This is a genomic window from Nocardiopsis listeri NBRC 13360, from assembly GCF_001570765.1.
Classification (GTDB): domain Bacteria; phylum Actinomycetota; class Actinomycetes; order Streptosporangiales; family Streptosporangiaceae; genus Nocardiopsis; species Nocardiopsis listeri.
Genome location: NZ_BCSH01000025.1, coordinates 67,140 through 87,213, shown reverse-complemented (window position 1 = coordinate 87,213; position 20,074 = coordinate 67,140). Strand labels below are relative to the sequence as shown.

The following is a 20,074-nucleotide window of genomic DNA, read 5'->3' as shown; positions in this document are numbered from 1 at the left end:
CTGGTCGAAACACCCCCGAACCCCAGAACCGAACACGCCCCCAAAGGAACCAGGAGCACCACGACGACGCCGGCCACCACCCACCGAGTTCCCCTGATCAACCGCTCTCCTCGCGCCTTCAGCACACACGTGCTCCAGCCTCGGCGCACCGTCCACCGGCTCACGTGGCTCCGGTCATCCTCGCCACGAACTCGAACAGGCCCATGCCCCAGGCGAACATGACGCACATCGTCATGATGATGAGGATCTCGGTCCAGTTCAGGGCCCTGCGGAGCGAAGCGCGGGGGACGTCGTTCAACTTCACCCAGCTCAGGACGCTCAGGAGGATCCCGGCGAGCAGTACCACGGCCGGAAGCCACGGGCCGAGAACCGGGTACTGCGCCGTGACCGCGACACCCGCGGCGCCCAGACCCACGACGCCCGCCAGGCGTAGGGGAAGCACGTGACGGATGCGGTCGAACAGACGGGAGCGCATCACCAACAGCACTCCGAGGAGACCGCACAGCAGCAGGTCGGGGAGGCCGGTGCCGAAGTAGGCGAGCAGGACCGCGAAGATCCCACCGGAGAGGGCCGTACCCATCACGATCCCCAGCAGTAGGCGATCGGTGTTGGTGAAGGTCTCCTCGAACCGGTCCGTGGCCACCTGGCCCGACCGTCCGACCTCGTAGTCCAGTCCGGACAGGCCGCCCATCACCATCGCCACACGCGGCAGCGCGCCCACGCACAGGGCCAGCGCGATCCCCATCGCGCGCACGCCCTGTACCGGCTGCGCGAAGATCCCGACCACGACCAGCACACCCCCGGTCAGGGCCAGCACCGTGAGGCCCGCGATGTAGGGCAGCCCGGTCTCGTGCATGGACCAGCCGATCACCGCCACCAGCAGGCCCCCACAGAGCGCGATGGCCCCCGTGACCAAGGGGGTGGGGTCGAAGAGGAACCCGGCCGCGAGGACCGCGGTGGCACCACCCCACACACAGGCCGTCGCGAAGAGGACGTAGGCGACCGCGGGCAGCGGCCGGCGGGCCGCGAGCATCATCGTGCCGATCGTCAACAACGTGCCCAACGCCGCCACCGCGAGGTGCCCCGGCGACGGACGCAGCCACATCATGAGGAACAGCATCAGCAACGGCCCGATGCCACCCACGAGCAGGCCGAACGACAACGTGGTCGTCGGGTTCCAGATCCACGCGGTCTCGTCGACGCTGTCCTCGACCGCGCCGCGTACGTCATCGACGTGTTCGGGACGGCTCGGGGCGACCACACGATCGAGGAGGAGCACGTCCCCGTCGTAGATCCCCGCGCCTTCAAGGGGCTCTTCGGGACGAACGGGCTGACCATCGACCGTGGTCAGTGCCCAGGAGGCCGGTTCTGTGCTCTCCCCCTCGTCCACGCACACCTCGATGATGCGCGGCATGAGTGTGGCCACGGGAACGCTTCCCGGCAGCGCCAGATCGGCCCAGCGCTGGGGTCCGGTGACCGTGACCCTGCAGTATCCGCTCACCCAAGACCCTCTTTGTCGACTCGTTCGGTGATTACCATGCTCAACGGGCGCAATCGATGAAAATTAGGCGATTCGCTGTGTCCACGAGATCATCTATAGCGTAGTCACCTAAACACGAAACTTTGCAGGTGGACGGAGAAGGGACCCCCGTGGCGACGAGACCTGTTCCCCGACCCGCGCGTGAGATACCACCAGCGCCCGGGACGTCTCCGCTGGTCATCGCGACACCGCCGCAGATGCCGGAGAACGCGCCGGCCGGTAGTTCGGGCGCGATGATCATCATGCCGATCATCACCGGTTCGGGTTCCCTCCTGATGTCCATCACCATGGGTCACCGACCATTGATGATGGTGGCGGGCGTGATGATCATGCTCGCGAGCGTCATCGTCGGAATCATCATGTTCGTCGCCCAGCACAACGGCCCGCGTAAGCGCATTCGTGAGCAACGAGAACGCTACGTCGACTACCTGGACCAGTTGCGCGAGATCGTTCGAGACGTCGCCGCCGGCCAGCGTTCGGACAACGCCTTCCGTCATCCGAAACCGAGCCTGCTCACGGAACCGGCTCGATCCCGAGCGAGGAGATGGGAGCGCAGGGCCTCCGACCCCGACTTCCTCGACGTGCGGGTCGGGTGCGGCACACGGCCGCTGGCCCGAAGGCTGAAGCTCAAGGTCGACACCTCCTCCCCGCTGATCGTCTACGACCCCGTCTGTCAAGGTGCCGCCGACCAGCTCATCGAGCTCTACGGTGACGTCCCCGAGATGCCCTTGGTCGTGCCGCTCCGACGGCACGGCGTCATCTCGATCAACGGAGACCGGGAGGCCGGACGCGGTCTCGTCCGAGCGATGATCTCCCAGCTCTCGGTCTTCCACTCCCCACACGACCTGCGCATCGGTGTGGTCCGCGACCCGAAACTCCGGGAGCGGTGGGAGTGGACCAAGTGGTTGCCGCACAACACCTTCGAGGACGCCACGGACGGCCCCATGCCCGCCCGCTTCGTCTCGGACAACACCGTGCAGGTCGCGGAACTCCTCTCCGACGAGATCGAACGGCGCACCGTCGACCTGCAACGTCGACGCGGCAAGCCCCCGGGCCCCGGGACCCAACGGCTCGTGGTCGTCCTGGACGGTGAGTACCAGTCCACCCTCTCCGGCCTTCAGGCCGAACCCCCCGTCACCAACCTGGCCGACCTCGGCATCCACGTCATCATCCTGTCCTCGGAGCGACGCGAAGAACCCGACTCCGTGGAGCTACGGCTCCTGATCGAGGCCGACGGCACCCTGCGCGAGGACACCGAGGGCATCAAGCCGGACCCGGAGTCCTCCTACGTGCCCCTCGACGGCAAGGCCGACAACGCCGGCGTCGCCCAGCTGACCACCCTGTCCCGTCTTCTCGCCCCCTACGGCATCGCGGTGACCGACGGCGACGACGCCATGCACGAGACCGTGGGGCTGCCGGAGATCCTGGGGGTCCCCGACGTCGCCGCGTTGGACACCCGCCGTACCTGGCGCAAACGCTCCACCGGCGACTACCTGCGCGTACCCATCGGCGTGGGTCCGAGCGGCAACACCGTCCTACTGGACCTGAAGGAATCGGCCTTCGGCGGCATGGGCCCGCACGGCCTGGTCGTCGGTGCCACCGGTTCCGGTAAGTCGGAGATGCTGCGCACCATGGTGGCCTCCCTGGTCATCAACCACTCACCGGAGAACCTCGCCCTACTGCTGGTCGACTTCAAGGGTGGTGCGACCTTCGCCGACACCGACCGACTTCCCCACAGCGCCGGGCTGATCACCAACCTCGCCGACGACGATGGCCTGGTCATCCGGTTCCGCGAGGCGACCTTCGGTGAACTGGTACGGCGGCAACAGATCCTGAAGAACGCCGGCAACCTGCCCAACCTGCATGCCTACGAAGCGGCCCGGGAGAACGACCCCGAGCTGGAGCCACTGCCGCACCTGCTCATCATCATCGACGAGTTCTCCGAGCTGCTGACCGCCCACCCCGACTTCGCGGAGTTGTTCGTCGCGATCGGCCGGATCGGCCGTTCCATCGGCGTGCACCTCCTGCTCGCCACCCAGCGACTGGAGTCGGGCAAGATCAAGGGGTTGGAGTCCCACCTGTCCTACCGGGTGGGGCTGCGGACGTTCTCCGAGGCGGAGAGCCGTGAGGCGATCGGGGTCGGCGATGCCTACCACCTGCCGCCGGAGCCCGGTTCGGGTTACCTGAAGGTCGACACCTCGGTCTTCGAACGGTTCAAGGCCGCCATGGTCTCCCAGCCCTACGAACCACCGGCCAAGGAGGAGAAGACCGAGCACGACCCGGTCCTTCCGCTGCTGTCCTACAACGGCCTGGGCAAGGTGACGGGCGCGGGGTCGCTGGTGGAGTCGCTGGTGGACTCGATCAAGGCGAAGTCGGAGGACAAACCCAAGCACGAGAAGCGCACCACACTGCAGGTGACCGTGGATCGGTTGGTGGCCGCCGGTGCCGACCCCGTACGCCCCGTCTGGTTGCCGCCCCTCCCGGAGCTGCTGACCTTCGACACCGTCCTGACCGACCTTGGCGAAGGCGAGGACCTGGAGGGCACGGGCACCGAGCCGAACGCGGCCGAGGCCAAGGCGGTCTTCGGACTGACGGACATCCCGCGCGAACAACGCGTGGTCCCCGCCGAGCTGGATTTCACCGGCGGCGAGGGCAACATCGTCGTCCTGGGCGGGCCCCAGTCCGGTAAGTCCACCCTGCTGCGGACCGTCATCACGAGTCTGGCCTGGCGGTACCCGCCGGGTCGTGTGGCGGTCTACGCGATCGACTTCGGTGGTGGCGCGCTCCAAGCGATGGACGAGCTTCCGCACGTGGCGGGTGTGGCCGGTCGGGCCGACCCGGAGAAGGTCCAGCGGGTCCTCACCGACGTGTCCGGACACCTCGACCGTCGGCAACGCCTGTTCCGCAAGCACAAGCTCGACTCGCCCGCGGCCTTTCGCCAGGCCCGCGCGGAGGGCACGGTGCCCTCCAGCGTCCCGGGCGACCTGTTCCTGATGATCGACGGCTGGTCGGCCGTCCGGGACGCCTTCGACGCCGCCGACGACTACCTCATGGACATCGCCACGCGGGGCCCTTCCCTGGGCGTGCACACCATCCTGACCGGCGCGGCCTCCTCCCAGGTCCGCTCCCGTTTGCAGGCGCTCTTCGGCGGCCGGTTCGAGCTGCGGCTGAGCGACCCCATGGACTCGGGCATCGGACGCAAGATCGCCGAGGACATCCCGAAGGACACCCCGGGTCGCGGCCTTTCGGCGGAGGAACACCACACCCACGTGGCGCTGCCCCGGGTGGACGGTGTCGCGAGCGACGAGGATCTTGCCGACGGTGTCCAAGACCTGATCAAACGGATCCGGGAACGCTGGCCGCAGAAGGCGGTCCAGGGCGTGCGCACCCTCCCCGAGCGCGTCGAACTGGACGAACTGCTCAAGGGCCGCAGGACCGGCCGGAGCAGGTCGCGGGAACTGGTGCTGGGCATGGCCGAGAGCTCCCTGGCCCCGGCCGTGATGAACCTGGACCGGGACCCGCACCTGCTGGTGTTCGGAGACCCGCAGAGCGGCAAGTCCACCCTGGTGCGCGGACTGGTCAAGCAGATCGTCCAACGCCCGGCCAAGGAGCTGGGCATCGTGATGGTCGACTTCCGGCGTTCGCACCTGGAACTGGTTCCGGAAGAGCACCTGTTGGCCTACTGCACCACCGCGGAGCAGACCAAGGCCGTCGCCGACAACCTCGCCGGTTCCCTCCAGCAGCGTCTACCGGGCCCGGACGTGACCCCCAAGCAACTGCGGGAACGCAGCTGGTGGAAGGGGCTCGACCTGTACATCGTCGTGGACGACATGGACATGATCGCCTCGCGCAGCAACCCCCTGGCGCCCCTGGCCAAGTTCATCCCGCAGGGCGCGGACCTGGGCCTGCACGTCATCGCCGCCCGCCGTACCGGTGGTACTGCGCGTGCCATGTTCGAGCCGGTGCTCCAGTCGCTGAGCGACATGGCCACCCCGGGCGTGCTGTTCTCCGGCGACCGGATGGAGGGGCGCCTGGCCAACGGTGTGGCCTCCAAGCAGCTTCCGCAGGGTCGAGCGCAGCTGGCCCTTCGTGGAAAGCGCCCCGACCTGCTGCAGGTCGGCTGGAGCGAGCCCCCCGCGTAACGACGCCCACGCAGAGGAGAAACCGTTCATCGAGCAATGGCCGAATTCGGCCATCTCGGAACTCGGTCTCGCCATCAATAGTCCCCTAAAGTTACTGCAAAGGCACCTTGCGCGAGGAAAAGACGACCCACGTCAAACTACCTCACTCCGATTACCCGGCCCCCTTAACCTTTTCAACACCACAGCAGGAGTAGGACTGATGAGTTCCGGAGAAGTCGGCGCGAATACCTGGGCAGCCGCTGAGAAGGGAGCTCAGGCCGAGGCCATGGCTGAATCTATGGTCGGCCTGGAAGAGACCTTCAGCGCACTCATGGATGACTTGGCCCGTAAGGCCGGTTGGATCAGCTCTGGATACCTGAACTTCAAATACGACCTCGAGCCGGAGATCCACACCGTGCAACAGAACGGGATCTCCCTGGCCAACGGTATCCAGGCTGGAGCATCGAAGATCGCCGAGAACGACTACGACTCTGGCGACGGGTTCACTGAGGCATGGTCGAATATGCCCCCTGTCAATTTCTGACCGCCCCCTTCGAGAATAAGAAAGTATTCCGTGTCCACTGGAGAAGTCACCTACAACGGCGATACCATCACCGCCGTGACTGTCGGTCCCTACACCCTTGAGTTGACCCCTGACCCGGACATGAAAGTGTCTGAGCTCCGCGCAGGAGCTGAGGACATCGAGATGCTCGAGCGAAGAGTACTGGGGCGCGCCGATGGCCTGAATGACGATATTGACAGTGGCGCCAAAGAGTTTACTGAGGTCATTAAATGGGATATCACTGGCCTTAGCGAAGAGGACCTCGCAGTTTGGATGGAGGTTTCTTCGAGCCTCCGATTCTGCGCTGGCATCACCCAGGAATGGGCCGACTGCGTAAGCGAATACAAACGTGAGCGCCAGCGCATCATCAACCACTGGAATGACATAGCACCAACTTACGAGGCAGATCTGAGCAAGGGCCCCTCTGGATTCGTTTGGCAGAAGAACCCGAGCGAAAAAGCCGCCGAAGCCCTGATAGAACTCAAAGAAGAAGCTGAGCTAGAAGAAGCCACAGCATATAACACCCTCTATACCCGTTCTGAAGAGTTGCGCGATGACCTTACCGACGGGCCCACCCCGGAGGCAGTGCAACGCCTCATCGACGGAGGCTACTCCACCTGGGCTTATTTTAATCTCGGCGGCGATATTGAGTCGATTCCTATCGATGCCGATCCTGAGGAAATGGCCGATACCGTGGCCGACTTCGCTGCTGACCCTGAAGGATACGAGGGCAATATCAATGAAGTCTACGCGATTCTTAACAATATGGCCCTCGTCGCTGTCGAAAGAAAAGAAAATGGCGGCACACTTACCCGCGAAGAACTGGACTTCCTAAATGAATTCTACAAATCTCTAGAGGAGGCAGGAGGAGAAGGGGGACAGCCTCCAGGTGTCTTGAATATTTCAGAGCAGATTATCTACAATGCTGAAATCGACCAGGACACGAAGGATCTTATCCTAGGTGGACTAGGAGGCGGAATTCTTGTCCTATCTGACGAGAGCCTCCTTGGAGGATATGACAATATTCCGCAAAGCATTAGAGATGTTGCTGAGGGGCCCTACCGCAACGACCCTCCCTCCAGTGAATGGCAATCCAACGCAGCGACACTGGGAGCTATGTTCGGAAAAACAAACGCATATATACAAGGCGGAGAGGAATTCTCTGTTAATCTCACTCAATCGCTCGGATACGCACTTGATGGATCGGCAGAGGATTATCCCTACTTGGCTTCTTGGTGGCTAGAAAATTTGATCGATGTATCCACAAGAAACGAAGATTCCAACCACGCACTCCTTACGGGAGAAGGACAGTATGAGCACCCTCGACACGGTTTAGATCCCGAGATGACTCTACGGAGTCTATATACCTATGATTGGGATGACGACGGCCAAGCCGTCAGCGGTATAACTGATTGGATTGTAGATGCAACGGAAGGAGACTATTGGGAGAAGGAGAGAGCCGATGAAGCCATGGCCTCCTACATTGAACTGTTTGGTGACCCCGCTTTCATGGACGCTCTCTCTGGAACGGGATACGAGGTGAGTGGACAGATAACGAATGATAAAGGAGAGTTGGTCGACACCACATGGAGCAATGCCTCCGCTGGCCACGTGAACCCCGAAATGGCAATGGCTTGGGCGGACCTTTTTGTCACTTATATTGATGAGTTTTCCAGTGGATACGGACTTCCTATCGGTAGCACTGGGGCTCCTAATGGGCAAGACACTCATATTGGTGAAGACGGCACACTATTCCTCAACCCTGATGATCGGACAAACTTCATCCAGCAGGTGATGGGGGACGGAAACGCCGCCTCACGGGTGCATGCAGAGACTGTTAATTTTAATTTTGAGAAAATAAATGATTTCACCCAAGATCAGTCTTTGCATCCCGGAGGCGCAATTGAATCAGGCATCCTAAGAGGAATGGTTGACGAGGCGCTTTCAAGAGAAGCTGAAGTCAGAACCGATAAAAATAAGGAGGACAAGGACTACCAACAGCGAGTAGCGAACAACGCTACAGACCTGCTGGGTTCCGCCCTATCAGAAATCCCAATTCATGGCAGCTCAGTTGCTTCTGAGACCATCAAGATCTCCATCAAGGAAAATTTGGATTTCGAGTCACATATTGCCGAGATCAATACAGAGAATAGCCTTGGGGCATGGGAACTGGAAGAGAATTATAAACTACTCCTACTGGCTGGCCTCGATTCAGACGACCCACGAATGGACAGACTTCCTCCGAATCTCATCCAAGAAGAAAATGGGGAGAGAACTGTTCCCTTGGATCCGGAAAAATGGAACGTTGAAAAAATGGGAGACGAGCACGCAGCACTTTCCTTGGCCTGGCAGGAAATTTACCACACCCAGTGGGGGGACAGCCAGTTCGACCATAACACCGCCATGGGCGAGTATGCCAATGCTTACGAGAATGCCCGAGAAAAGGTAAAGGAAGAACATTATTCTATAAATAATTAAACCTTGAGAGCCAACCCAAAACCAGAGGGGAAGTCTATTCAAATCGAGGAATAGCGATGCAAATGAGACATAATAGATATCCTGCTTTCATCCTTGTCATTGCATTTTTTTTGGGTGCCAGCGGCTGCTCTACAGAAGACAAACCGGAGAACATTTCCGACTCTGCGGAACCTCTGGCGGGCAACACTGTCGAGCATCGCAGCACCGATGTTCCACCGCAGTACCAACCCATACCTTCCACGGTCACCGAAGCTGCCTGGACCTGGGAAGGTCCCGCCGGTAGCCAGGTTCTGGCCTTGCATCCCTCCAGCACTGGTGCGGTCATCCAACTGAACATCGGTGCTGTGGCCCTGGACACCGCTACCGGGGAGGAGACCTGGAGCTTCCTGCTACCGGAGAATAACCAGACCGGTGACGAGTCTGACCTAGCTCTTTCTCCCACCGGTACGATCATGGCCTATAGCCCTGGTCAGTCCATGGTCGTACTCGATACCGGCACTGGTGAGGAACTCTGGCGCCGTGATCACAGTGCCTCGGGGCCCACTCAGTTCACCATCAACAAGGCTGGACTCATCGGTGACAGCGGGTTGTTCACCGCGCAGGCTTCCCATGAAATCCAAGTTTCCTTGACTCCGTGGGAGGAAGGGGGACCCGAGTGGGAGTCGACCCTTTCGGCCTGTGAGGAACCCGACCTGGCCAACATCTCGCAGGGGGTGCTCACCGACGACCAAGTAGTGCTCACCTACGCCTGTCCCTTCCAGGAGACCACCGTGGTCGGCCTCGATCAGGCCAACGGGGAGGAACTGTGGCGTATGCGGCAGGGTGAGGACTATCAACTGGATGAGGACATCTTCCCTGTGCCCAGCCCTTCCGCTGAGTTCGACTTCGGTGTGGTCGGGGATTTGCTCGTGTTGCAGAACATCGCCGCGCAGCGCGGCACAGTAGTCATTGACACCAGCAACGGCCAGGTAGTCGCCGACGATCTGCCCAGTACCGCCGAGGCTCCGCTTCTCCGTGTCCTGCCAGACGGCTATCTGACCGCGGAAGAGGGGGAGTCCCCCGGTTTGGAGGGCAGGAGCTTGACCTACAAGCTGCATGACTTCGACGGCACTGTGCGTCAGAAGTTGGAGACCACCACGGAGGTCGCGCGAGGTAGTTTCAACAACTTCCTTGTACTGGAGGACTCTCTACTCAAGCTTCGCATGGTCGGCGAGGATGAAGAACAAGATATGGCCGTACTGGACTGGGACACCGGCGATGACGAGCGTGTCACCTTGCCGATCGATGTGGACACCACCGATATTCCGAGTATCGCGCGCGTCGACGAAGAGGTCGGACCGTACACGTTCCGGGAGGTACCCGGAGCGGTGCTCCTACGCGAGTTCCCTGGTTCCCGGAACATCCCCCGAGTAGTCGGGTTCCGGTGATTTTTCGTCCGCTTCCATCAGTCAAACCATGCCCCGAATCGGCAGTTCCAATCCGCTCAGGGCATACACGGTCTCGCGTGTTTGTTTCTTACTGGTTGGCTGGCCGAAGCGCGTCGAGCAGAATCGGACAGGGATAGGTGATCGTCATGCTAATTCACAAAGGTCAAAGACCTGACATATGACGGATGTGGCCTCTTGTCTGCCTGGCGCACTGATCCATGCAGCCGTGAGAAACCGGGAACCATCACGGCCACATCCGGTCACGGCCCGGTGCTTCCCCGTGAGGCCCGACACCGAATCCGATCCGCTCCGTGCAGAGACGATCACCTTGCGTACTGTCGCCTCTGGTAATACGGGCCTCGTTACACTTCTGTTTCCTTTGGTATGAAACTCTCCTCCTCTTACCATCGTCGCACCAGGCGACCCTGTTCCCGTCACTCCCCGAAGCGGCGTCAGCGGACACCGGTACCCGCCACCGGTGCCACACCCTCATCCGAAAGGAGTGCCCCATGACCAACGAAGCGGGCGCCAACCCGATCGAGGCGATGGAGGGCGGCGAGTACGCCGAGACCCTCGCCGCCGCGATGGCCGGGCTGGCCGACGCGTTCGACCTCCTCCTCGGAGACGCGGTGGGCGCCTGTGGCCACGAAGACGTCAGATCCGGGTTCAACAAGTTCCGGGAGGAGGCCGACCAAGCCCTCATCGACCTCCAGGAACACGGTCTCGCCCTAGCCAACAACATCCAGGCCGGCGCCGGTGAGGTCGCCCAGAACGACCTGGACAGCTCGGACGGCTTCCACCCCTGGCAGTCCCACCGTGACCTGAACTTCGACTGACCCCCGTGGCCCCGCCCCAGCCAGAGTCCCCTTCCACCACCCCGCTCGCTCTTCGCCTCTGAGGATGACCGTGGCCACCATCGCCCTCGTTTTCTTTCCCCGAGACTTCTACGGACGCTCGGCCGACATGTACGACTGCGCTTCGGATCTGGAGATCCTCAACGCCCGCGTGCTCGGTCGCGCCGACGACCTCGGGGGGAGCTTCGACTCCGCGTCGCATCAGTTCACCGACCTCATCGCCTGGAACATCCAGGGGCATTCCGAGGAGGACATCCAGAAGTGGCGGGACGCCGCGGTCTCGGTCAGCTATGCCTCTTCGGTCGCCGAGATGTGGGCGGACACGGTCAAGGCCTTCGACGACGAACGCGAGGCCCAGCTCTCCACCTGGCAGACCAGCAAGGGCGAGAAGGAGGGCGCCGTCCCCTCCAAGTACCAGGGCGACCGGATCACCGAGTCCCACCCCCAGGCCGACGGGTTCCTCTGGACGGACTGGGGCGCCGGCGATGAGAAGAGGTGTCGCGACCTCTACGACGAGCTCTCCACCGTGCGCGAGGGCCTCATCGAGCGCGAGCGGACCAACTGGAACACCCTCCAGGAAACCGCCGAAGAGGTCCGGACCATGCTCGAACAGGGGCCGACGCCGGAGAACGTCTCCAAGCTCATCGAGGCCGGGAACGCCGGTTGGGGGTTCCTCAGCCTCGACCCGTCGCGTTACTCCGGGCTCCTCGAAGACGTCGAGCTCACCCCGGAGAACGCCGAGGTGTACGCCGACGAACTCTCGGCCTACTGGTCCGGCGACAAACCCTTGGACGACCGCTACCACGAGCTCATGCTCGTGATGGCGATGATGGGGTCGAACGCCCGCGGTCACCAGCAGAACGGGACGCAGTTCGAGTCGGAGGAGGTCGAGTTCCTGGAGGAGTTCTACCGGCAATTGGAGGAGCCCTACTACCGCGACGGCGCCGGCGCGGGCCTCATGGCCTACCCCGACCTCATGGCGGAGTCCGGGATGAGCGACGAGGAACGCGAACAGGCCCTCGGCACGCTCGGCGACGGGCTACTCGCGTTGTCGGATCCGCGTATCGGCGGTGGCTACGACAACCTGCCCCAGAGCTTCCGTCACGCGGTCGAGGGGCCGTGGATCAACCCCGACGCGGAGGGCAAGATCTCCGCGGGCCCCGCCGGGATGGGCATGGACATGAAGGCGCTCTCCGCCTTCATGGAGCACACCGACGAGAACCTGGAGGCCGGTTACGGCCTGTCCACCAACCTCCACCTGAGCACCGGCGCCTTCCTCGACGCCTGGGGCGGCGAGGTCCACGACTCCGACGGCGTGCTGCCCGACTCCGAGCAGGTCTCGCACATGGTCGACGTGGCCTCCCGGAACAAGGACTCCAACTACTACATCCTCACCGGGGAGCACCTCAACGAGGAGCCGGGCGTTCCCTACGGCGACGAGGACCTGCGCAAGCAGGCCCTGGAGGGCACCCTCACCTTCGAGTGGCACGACGACGGGCACACCGCGCGACAGCTCACCGACTGGTTGGCCGAGGACGTGCACAGTGAGGATCCCGAGGTGAGCGAGCGCGCGGGCGACGCCTTCACCGGGTTCATGGAGACCATCACCGACCCGGAGATGCACGACGCCCTCATCAACACCGGCGTCAGTGTCACCGAGGGGGACAACGAGTACACCGACGCCTCCTTCACGCATTTCAACGGCGCTCTCGCCGACAGTCTCGTAGAGATCTTCGACGCGCACATCTACAGCTTCGCCGACAGCGACATCTTCGATGGAAAGGAACCGGTCACAGGTATCGGGGACTTCGATCCGGAGACGAACTTCGTACGTATGGGACCCGAGGAACGGGCCATGTACATGCAGCTCCTCTCTGGCAACGACGAGAGCGCTGGACGTGTGGCCAACTCCATCGACATCTACCAGCAGATCGAATCCGCCGCCTACTTCGAGCATGGCCAGGACGAAGAGTCGGCGCGAGGTCCCGGACAACTCCAGGCTCTTTTCGAGGAGGGGCTGAAGAGGGATTCCGCCGACCGTTCGACCAACTTGGACGAGGAGATCGATCGGCAGACAGAGATCGCCGATTTCGTGGTGTCCGAGGCCGCGAACCTGTCCGAGAAGATCCCCGTTATCGGCCAGGGTATTTCGAAGGGGATGGGCCTGGCGACGGATGACATCGTGAATGCGATCATCGACGGTGAATACGACGTGTCACCACGGCACCCGACCTTCACCGGGGCCGAGTACATCGAACGTAATTACCGGGTCGAGGGCCTCGACTACCTGGCACAATATTCTCCCGAGAACCTCAACAGTGTTGTCAGGCCGGACGATATCCAGACCTTGGTCGAAGGTGGAGCGCTCACCATCGAACGGGACGGCGAACCGGTCACCGCCGAGGACCTGGACGACGACTTCGTCTTCGATGACTCCGTCACCCTCAACGTCGAGAAGAACCCCGCGGAGTGGACGGACAACCAGGACAGCGCTCTCAACGGTATGGACACCGCCATCAGCAACATCATGGACGACGTGGAGATCACCACCACCGACGGTCGTACCCACACCGGGGACAAACGTGTTCAGGACATCGTCGGCCAGTATGAGAACGCGTACAACGACACTCGTGGCTACTTCGACGACCAGGGGGAGTGACCGACGGCTTCCCCTGTGAACGACCGCCTCGACAGCACCTGGAGAACCCGTTGACCCGTCATGAGGGCCGTGCGCCCGTCTTCCTCAGCATCGCCGTGTCGGCGAGTCTGGCCCTGACCGGTTGCTCGGCCTCCCAGTCCGAGACCGGGCCGGACACCGATGACACCTCTGAGCACATCTCGGCGTTCTGGGTCGAACGCCAGGTGCGGGTGCTCACCCTGGATCGGATGTTCACCGAAGGCGACTCAGGCGAGGTCGTCGAGAACATCGGTGACGAACGGGATCGGTTGTTCGAGTCCCGGGTCGTCCAAGAGGAGGGTGACGGGTACACCGTCGAACTCGACGAGGACGAGTGGGACACCACGATCAACCTCAGCCGGATCGACAGTGCGTTGAACGACGCCATGTACCACAACGAGGTCACCTGGTGCGGGGACGTCGTGACCGGTGAGGAGTTCGTCGACGCCTACATCGACGAGTACGAGGGAACCCTCAACGCCCACGATGCCTACGAGGCGAGCGTCACCGACTACGTCGACTGCGGGACCGGCGAGCCGTGAACCCCCACCACGGACACACCGTCCCGGCACCAGCCCTCTCGGCGCTCGCCCTCGCCGCGGGGCTGGTCCTATCGGGTTGTTCCACGTCCGAACCCGAACCGGAGCCCACGTCGGGCCTGCCCGAGGACTATGTCTCCGTGCAGTGGATCGAACGGGAGATCCGGCTGTACACCCTGGATCGCATGATCGACGAAGCGGGCTCGGACGAGGTCCTCGTGAACATGGGCGGCACCCGTGAGCACCTGTTCGACCACGGCGTCATCGTCCCTGAGGGTGGCGGTGATGCGGACGTGGAATGGGACGCCGGATACGAGGACGGTGACCTGGAGGGGTTCGTGGTCGAGCTGGACAAGGACGCTTGGGAGAACGACATCCCCCTCTTCGAAGTCGACAGCGGTCTCGGCAACGCCATGTACCACAACGAGGTCACCTGGTGCGACGAGACCGTCAGCGGCGAGGACTTCGTCAAGGCCTACAAGGAACAGTACGAGGAAGCCTTCGACAGTCAGGAAGAATACACGGCGAGCGTCGTCGACTACGTCGACTGCGGCACCGGTGAGCCGTGAACGTCCTCGGGGCCCGGTGATCGGAACACGCCTCAGGTGGCCTGAGACGCCCACCGAGGCCCGCCGGTTCGACCGAGGAAAGGAGGGAATTCGCACCCGGTCACCAACGTCACGAAACGCGCATACGCATTGACCGACAGGTCAAACCCTGACTAATGTCCCTACTCGCCGTACCTCCCCTGATCCCGAGCCTCGGGCGAACACCCTGCTCTTGGAGGACGGGACGCACACTTTCCCATCAGAGATTCTTCGAAAGGGTTCGGATGTCCTCCCAGCACGCCGGTCTTGAAAACGTCAATAGCCTGTCGCAGGGCGGTGAGCAGCTCGGTCAGGAGTCCGACGGTCTCCGCACCCAGATGAACCAGCTCATCGACGACATGAGCAGTGACGCCGACTCCATCCAGGGACAGGCCCTGCACGACTTCCGCGAGGCGCGCACCACCCTCATGGAGCGCTTCGACGAGCTCATGAGCTGGTGCAGCCAGAACGGCATCAAGCTGAACGAGGGCCAGCAGCAGTTCAACCTGACCGACGACGAGGCCAGCGACGACTACGCGCAGTCCACCAACGACCTCGGCGCCATGGCCCGTCCGGTCAACGCCTGACCCCTTCACCGCTTCCGTCACGGCTTTCGAGAAAGGCACATTCGTGGGTAGTAACTTCGACGTTTACGGCAATGTCGGTGGGCTGCAGAACCTGGCCTCCGACCAGCAGGCGCACCTGGGTCGCTTCACGGCCATCATGAGCGCGATCAACGAGCAGTCCGAGAGCACCGTCAGCCAGTGGGAGGGGTCGGGCAGCTCGCAGTTCCAGGCCAAGGCCCAGGAATTCGACACCCACTTCTCCGAGGTCAACTCCGCGTTCGCGAAGATGATCGACGCGACCAGCGACACCGCCGGCAAGTACGACAAGCTCACCCGGTACCTGGACGGTCTGTTCTAGTAAACTGGGTCCCGATGTCCTCCCCACCCTCGCCTCCTGCCACCGATCCGGATCCGCAGCTTCCCGAGGCGTTCCACTACACGCCCGACGAGGAAAAGTACGTCCTCGAAGCGGACGCTCTCCGGCATCGGCAACTTCGGTCCGCCCTGCTGTACGGCTCCAGTCGGTACTGGCGCCGTCGTCAGCGGGTGTGGCCCGCCGTGATCGGCGGCGCCATCCTCATCGCGCTCATCTGCGGGGTCATCGCCCTCATCGGCGCCTTCGGCAAACAGCAGGAGATCAATGAGGAGCGAGGGTGGGGGGCCAACAACAACGTTCGCAACCAGATGATCGAGAGCCCCATGCTCGATCATCCGGTGTTCCAGGACCGTCCCTGACGTAGCCCGGTACACCTGCCCCGTTCGCCCGAGCGGGTATCCCGCCACCAACAGGGGGTCGATCTCTCATGTCCGGCTCCGCTCCCGGGCCCGTCCAGGCCCCGGGGTACGACACCTCGACAGAGCTTCGCCAGGGGCGACGCGCCCGGATCATCCGCGCGACCCGAGCGACCAGCGGCGCCGAGGTCGTGCTCAAGGTGCTTCCCATCGAAGCCGGCCAAGTCGAACTCGGTCACCTGCGCACGCTCAACGGCGTACCCGGTGTGGTCCCTCTGTTGGACGCGGGTTCCACCGCGGACGGGGCGTTCTTCATCGCCCTGCCCTTCTACCCGGACGGTTCGTTCGGGGAGATGCTCGCGAAGAGGGGCCCCGCGCCATTGCAGGAGGCGGCCGCGATCGCACGAAGCGTCGCCGCCGCTCTGGGAGCCCTGCACGCCCGTGGTCTGCTGCACAACGATGTCTGTCCGGGGAACGTCCTGCGGGCCGGGCGTACGCCCGTGCTCACCGGTTTCGGTGCGGTGTCCACCTCCGGTGAGCCGCTCACTCCGCCCTCGCCCCAGACGGAATCCTTCCTCCACTCGGCCCCCGAGGCCCTCCGTGGCGAGCCTCGTACACCGGCATCGGACGTCTACCAGCTCGCCTCGACGATCTGGACGTTGCTCACGGGTCGGGCTCCGTTCTCGTCCACGGACGGTTCACGCTTCGACCCCCAGACCTACGTTCGGCGAGTGCTCTCGGAGGAGCCTCCTCCGGTACCGCGCCCGGACGTGTCCCGTTCCCTGCGCAGAGTCCTCGCCCGGGGTCTGACCAAGAATCCCGAGGAGCGGTTCCCGAGCCCCTCCGAGTTCGCCGCGGCCTTCGAGAAGGCGCGCTCCGGACGCACGGCGACGGCCCCCAGCGGCGCCCAGCCCTCGATGAGCGGTACCGCACCGGCGAACGCTCCTTCCGGTGCACAGACACCACCCGCGCCCACCGGGCCGCAGTCCCCTCCCTCGTCCACGGGACCGCATCCCCCGCCGACCGCCCCCGCCCCTCAGACACCTCCGCTCGCCCCGCCGACGCCTCCTCGGCCCGGGCCGACCGGTCACCCGTCCGGACCTCAGGTTCCGCACCCGTCCGCTCCCTCCGGGCCGCACTCTCCGCCCACACCGTTCGGGGCCGGACCACAGCGTCCTCCGCACGTCCCGGCCGAGGAAAACGGCCACGGGTTCCCCCAGGACGGGTTCCCTCCGGTCGGTGGAGAGGACCGAGGTCGGTTGGAGAGCGCGGCGCGACTGCGTCCGCCTCAGCGCCCACTGCCCACCCCTGAGGAACGCGAACTCCACGGCGCCGTTCCCGAGGACTCCGCCCACAGCACCGCCGACCTGATGATGGCGAAGCTGCGTGGAGAAGAGGTCTCCACGCTGCGCGCCTGGTCACGGCTGGACGGTTGGAGCGGTGACGCGAAGTCCGCGTACCTTCCCCTTGACGAGGCCGAGGAGGAGTCCTCGGACCCGGAGTGGGACTCCCTTGCCTCGGTTCAGGAACCGCCACGGTGGCGCAAGCAGATGCACATCGCGGTGACGGTCTCCGGTGTTCTCGTGGCCAGCATGGTGGCGAGTGTCTTCGCGGCGACGAACACTCCCGAGCCGGTGGTCGCGGTCGCCGCCGAGGAGACCGAGGAGGAACCGGTCGAGGAGGACTCACCGGCCGAGCCGGTGGCCGAACCCTCCCCGCTGCCGGAGGTGTCCGCTCCCTCCGACGTGATGCTGGAGGACACCCTCAGCGCGGTCACCCTGAACTGGGTGGACAACACCGGAGGCACGGGCTCCTACTTCGTGGTCGGCGGGGCCCAGGGCCACGACCCTCGGACCTTGGCACGGACCGGCCCCGGGGCGGTGACCGCGCAGGTCCCCACGGAGAACACTCAGGTGGAGTACTGCTTCACCCTGGTCGCCGTCGACGGGGGGTCGGCCCCCGCCGAGGAGGTCTGCACGACGCGGGCCGCGGACAGGGCCGCCGAAGCCGAACGTCAGGCCGAGGAAGAGGCCGAGCGGGAAGCGGAGGAAGAGGAAGAAGAGGAAGAGGACCCTAGCCCTCCTCCGTCCCCCGCCCCCGACTCCGACGACTGAGTGCCGGGAGCCACCCTGGTACTCCGTGTCGATAACGTGAGGAACCAGGAGAACCATCGCGTGCCTGCGGTGATCCCACCTCCCGGACAGCTTCTTCAGTCCCCACTCTTCCCGAGTCCCACTCTTCCCGGAAAGGCGACCCGATGCGGCGTTCCCTAGCCCTGGCCTCGGCCGTGTGCCTGATCGCCGTGACGGCCTGTGACTCCTCCTCCGATTCCTCCGACGGCTCCCCCGAGACCGTGGAGGAACTCACCGAGGGGGGGATGGTCGGGCTGGCGCTGATCCACCGGGGGTTCGAGGGTGGCGATCCCGAGACCGACCAGGTCCTGGTCTTCCACGACCCCGAGACCGGTGCGCCGATCCAGCGGATCGAGCTGCCCGACGGGGCCGTGGACCCGATGGCCTCGGAGGTCCCGGTACACGGGCGCTTCTCCGAGGACTGGCAGCACTTCGCCTTCGTCACCGACGAGCCCAGCGCCGTGCACCTGGCGGCCCTCACCGACCCCGCGGACGCCGAAGACACCGAAGACGCCGAGGGGGACGAGGTCGAGGGGTTCTCCTACCAACCGATCGAATCGATCGCAGCGCCACAGAACGAGGTCCTGTCGGAACCCCTGATCCACGAAGACCGCCTGTGGTACGTCTCCGGAGGCCCTGACGGGCAACCACCCCAGGTCCTTTCGGTTCCGTTGGACGCCCCCAATGGAACCCCCAACCAGGAGGGCAGTCTGGCCCTGGGCGAAGGACAGCGGCCCAGCGACTGGGCGCTCACTCCCGACGGTTCCCTGCACATCCGCAACAGCGTGCCCACCCAACAGGTGGCCGGCGGGGAGGGCCAGTTGGTGACGCGGTCGACCAACGGCACCCCCGTCAACGCGACCCTGACCGCCGACGGGCAGCAGTGGCAGACCTTCGACGACGCGACGGTGTGGGGCGGCGAAGCCGCCCTGCTGCGCCCGGACGGGGGCGACGCACCCGGCGGCGTACTCCTGTTGACCCTGGAGGGGCAGGGGTTCTCCACGGAGAAGCTGTTGGCCGACGAGGACTCCCCCGTGGTGCAGTTCGCCCCCTCCACCGAACGTGACGCGGTCCTGCTCCAGACCGAACAGGCGTGGTTCCGTGTCGGTCTGGAGGACGGGGCGGTCGGCGAGACCGAGGAGCTCTTCCCGCGCTACCACGACGCCTCCATGGACGGTTGGCCCCTGCTCGTGCGCTGGGCACAGGAGCCACCCACCGAGCCGAGCGAAGAGCCATCGGAAAGCCCCACCACCTGAGCCCGTTCGGTCCGAGCGTCCGAGTGTTCGGTCCTCCGGGTGCCCGAACACCCGAACGACCGAACACGCGGACACTCCGGGCCCATCGACCTTCCCTCGGCCCGTGGTCGCCCCCTATAGCGTGATGTCCCACGGCCGAACCCGAGGAGAGGACCCCCCGACATGGCGAAGCAGGACGGGCGGCGCGGAGCGATCGCCGCCATCACCTCGCTGATCGACAGCACGCGCTCACTGGCCCGAACCTCCACGGTGTTCGGCGACCCGGTGACCTCCGGTGCGACCACCGTGGTGCCGGTGGCGCGGATCAGCGCGCTGAACACCATCGGCGGCGGCACGGGGAGGGTGCCCCTGTCGGGCGGTGACGGCGCCGGGGGCATGGGACTCGTGCGGGCGCGCCCCGCCGGGTTCCTGGTCGTCTCCCCCGAGGGCGCCGACTTCCAGGCCATTCGTCAGCCGGCCGCCCGGTTGGTGTTGCCACTCGCCGCGATCACCGCGGTGGCGGCGGTGCGCATCGTCTCGGTGTCGGTGAAGGAATCCCGGCGGCGCAAGCGACTGGAACTCGAGCAGGGGCAACACCAGGAATGCTCACAGCACTCGGTGTGA

The 20,074-nt window shown here is 64.2% G+C and carries 15 protein-coding genes; 14 read left to right on the top strand and 1 reads right to left on the bottom strand.

Features of this window, described 5'->3' with window-relative positions:
* Positions 1 to 160 precede the first annotated feature (160 nt).
* Positions 161 to 1,501, bottom strand: coding sequence for a type VII secretion integral membrane protein EccD (gene eccD, locus NLI01S_RS09305; protein ID WP_067602346.1), 1,341 nt, complete (start codon positions 1,499 to 1,501; stop codon positions 161 to 163).
* A 218-nt stretch (positions 1,502 to 1,719) separates the two neighbouring features.
* On the opposite strand from eccD, the gene eccCa reads away from it, so the two are divergent.
* From eccCa to NLI01S_RS09240, 14 genes are all read left to right on the top strand, one after another.
* Positions 1,720 to 5,682, top strand: a complete 3,963-nt coding sequence (eccCa, locus tag NLI01S_RS09300) for a type VII secretion protein EccCa (protein WP_371850605.1) — start codon at positions 1,720 to 1,722, stop codon at positions 5,680 to 5,682.
* A 199-nt stretch (positions 5,683 to 5,881) separates the two neighbouring features.
* A complete protein-coding gene (locus NLI01S_RS09295) occupies positions 5,882 to 6,205 on the top strand; it encodes a hypothetical protein (protein ID WP_067602340.1) in 324 nt (107 codons plus the stop codon).
* Between the two features lie 30 nt (positions 6,206 to 6,235).
* Complete coding sequence (locus NLI01S_RS25660) at positions 6,236 to 8,701, top strand: TPR repeat region-containing protein (RefSeq protein ID WP_157090991.1); 2,466 nt, start codon at positions 6,236 to 6,238, stop codon at positions 8,699 to 8,701.
* Positions 8,702 to 8,757: 56 nt separating this feature from the next.
* Entirely contained in the window at positions 8,758 to 10,128 is a 1,371-nt protein-coding gene (locus NLI01S_RS09290; protein ID WP_084392424.1) for an outer membrane protein assembly factor BamB family protein, read from the top strand.
* Between the two features lie 509 nt (positions 10,129 to 10,637).
* Entirely contained in the window at positions 10,638 to 10,964 is a 327-nt protein-coding gene (locus NLI01S_RS09285) for a hypothetical protein (protein ID WP_067602334.1), read from the top strand.
* A gap of 70 nt (positions 10,965 to 11,034) precedes the next feature.
* The gene (locus NLI01S_RS09280; RefSeq protein ID WP_067602331.1) at positions 11,035 to 13,641 is read left to right on the top strand and encodes a TPR repeat region-containing protein; all 2,607 of its coding nucleotides are present in this window, start codon (positions 11,035 to 11,037) and stop codon (positions 13,639 to 13,641) included.
* A 50-nt stretch (positions 13,642 to 13,691) separates the two neighbouring features.
* Complete coding sequence (locus tag NLI01S_RS09275; protein ID WP_067602391.1) at positions 13,692 to 14,201, top strand: hypothetical protein; 510 nt, start codon at positions 13,692 to 13,694, stop codon at positions 14,199 to 14,201.
* The gene (locus NLI01S_RS09270) at positions 14,198 to 14,767 is read left to right on the top strand and encodes a hypothetical protein (RefSeq protein ID WP_067602328.1); all 570 of its coding nucleotides are present in this window, start codon (positions 14,198 to 14,200) and stop codon (positions 14,765 to 14,767) included. Before NLI01S_RS09275 ends, NLI01S_RS09270 begins: the two co-directional genes overlap by 4 nt.
* 263 nt (positions 14,768 to 15,030) lie before the next feature.
* Positions 15,031 to 15,372, top strand: a complete 342-nt coding sequence (locus tag NLI01S_RS09265; protein ID WP_067602326.1) for a hypothetical protein — start codon at positions 15,031 to 15,033, stop codon at positions 15,370 to 15,372.
* A gap of 43 nt (positions 15,373 to 15,415) precedes the next feature.
* Positions 15,416 to 15,709: a WXG100 family type VII secretion target gene (locus NLI01S_RS09260; RefSeq protein WP_067602323.1), complete on the top strand. Its 294-nt coding sequence runs from the start codon at positions 15,416 to 15,418 to the stop codon at positions 15,707 to 15,709.
* A 14-nt stretch (positions 15,710 to 15,723) separates the two neighbouring features.
* On the top strand, positions 15,724 to 16,086 hold the full coding sequence (locus tag NLI01S_RS09255) for a hypothetical protein (RefSeq protein ID WP_067602320.1): 363 nt from the start codon (positions 15,724 to 15,726) through the stop codon (positions 16,084 to 16,086).
* A gap of 68 nt (positions 16,087 to 16,154) precedes the next feature.
* Positions 16,155 to 18,197 carry a serine/threonine protein kinase gene (locus tag NLI01S_RS09250; protein WP_067602317.1) on the top strand — a complete coding sequence of 681 codons (2,043 nt, stop codon included), beginning with the start codon at positions 16,155 to 16,157 and terminating at the stop codon, positions 18,195 to 18,197.
* Between the two features lie 143 nt (positions 18,198 to 18,340).
* Positions 18,341 to 19,471, top strand: coding sequence for a hypothetical protein (locus NLI01S_RS09245; protein WP_067602314.1), 1,131 nt, complete (start codon positions 18,341 to 18,343; stop codon positions 19,469 to 19,471).
* Positions 19,472 to 19,633: 162 nt separating this feature from the next.
* On the top strand, positions 19,634 to 20,074 hold the full coding sequence (locus tag NLI01S_RS09240) for a GerW family sporulation protein (protein WP_067602311.1): 441 nt from the start codon (positions 19,634 to 19,636) through the stop codon (positions 20,072 to 20,074).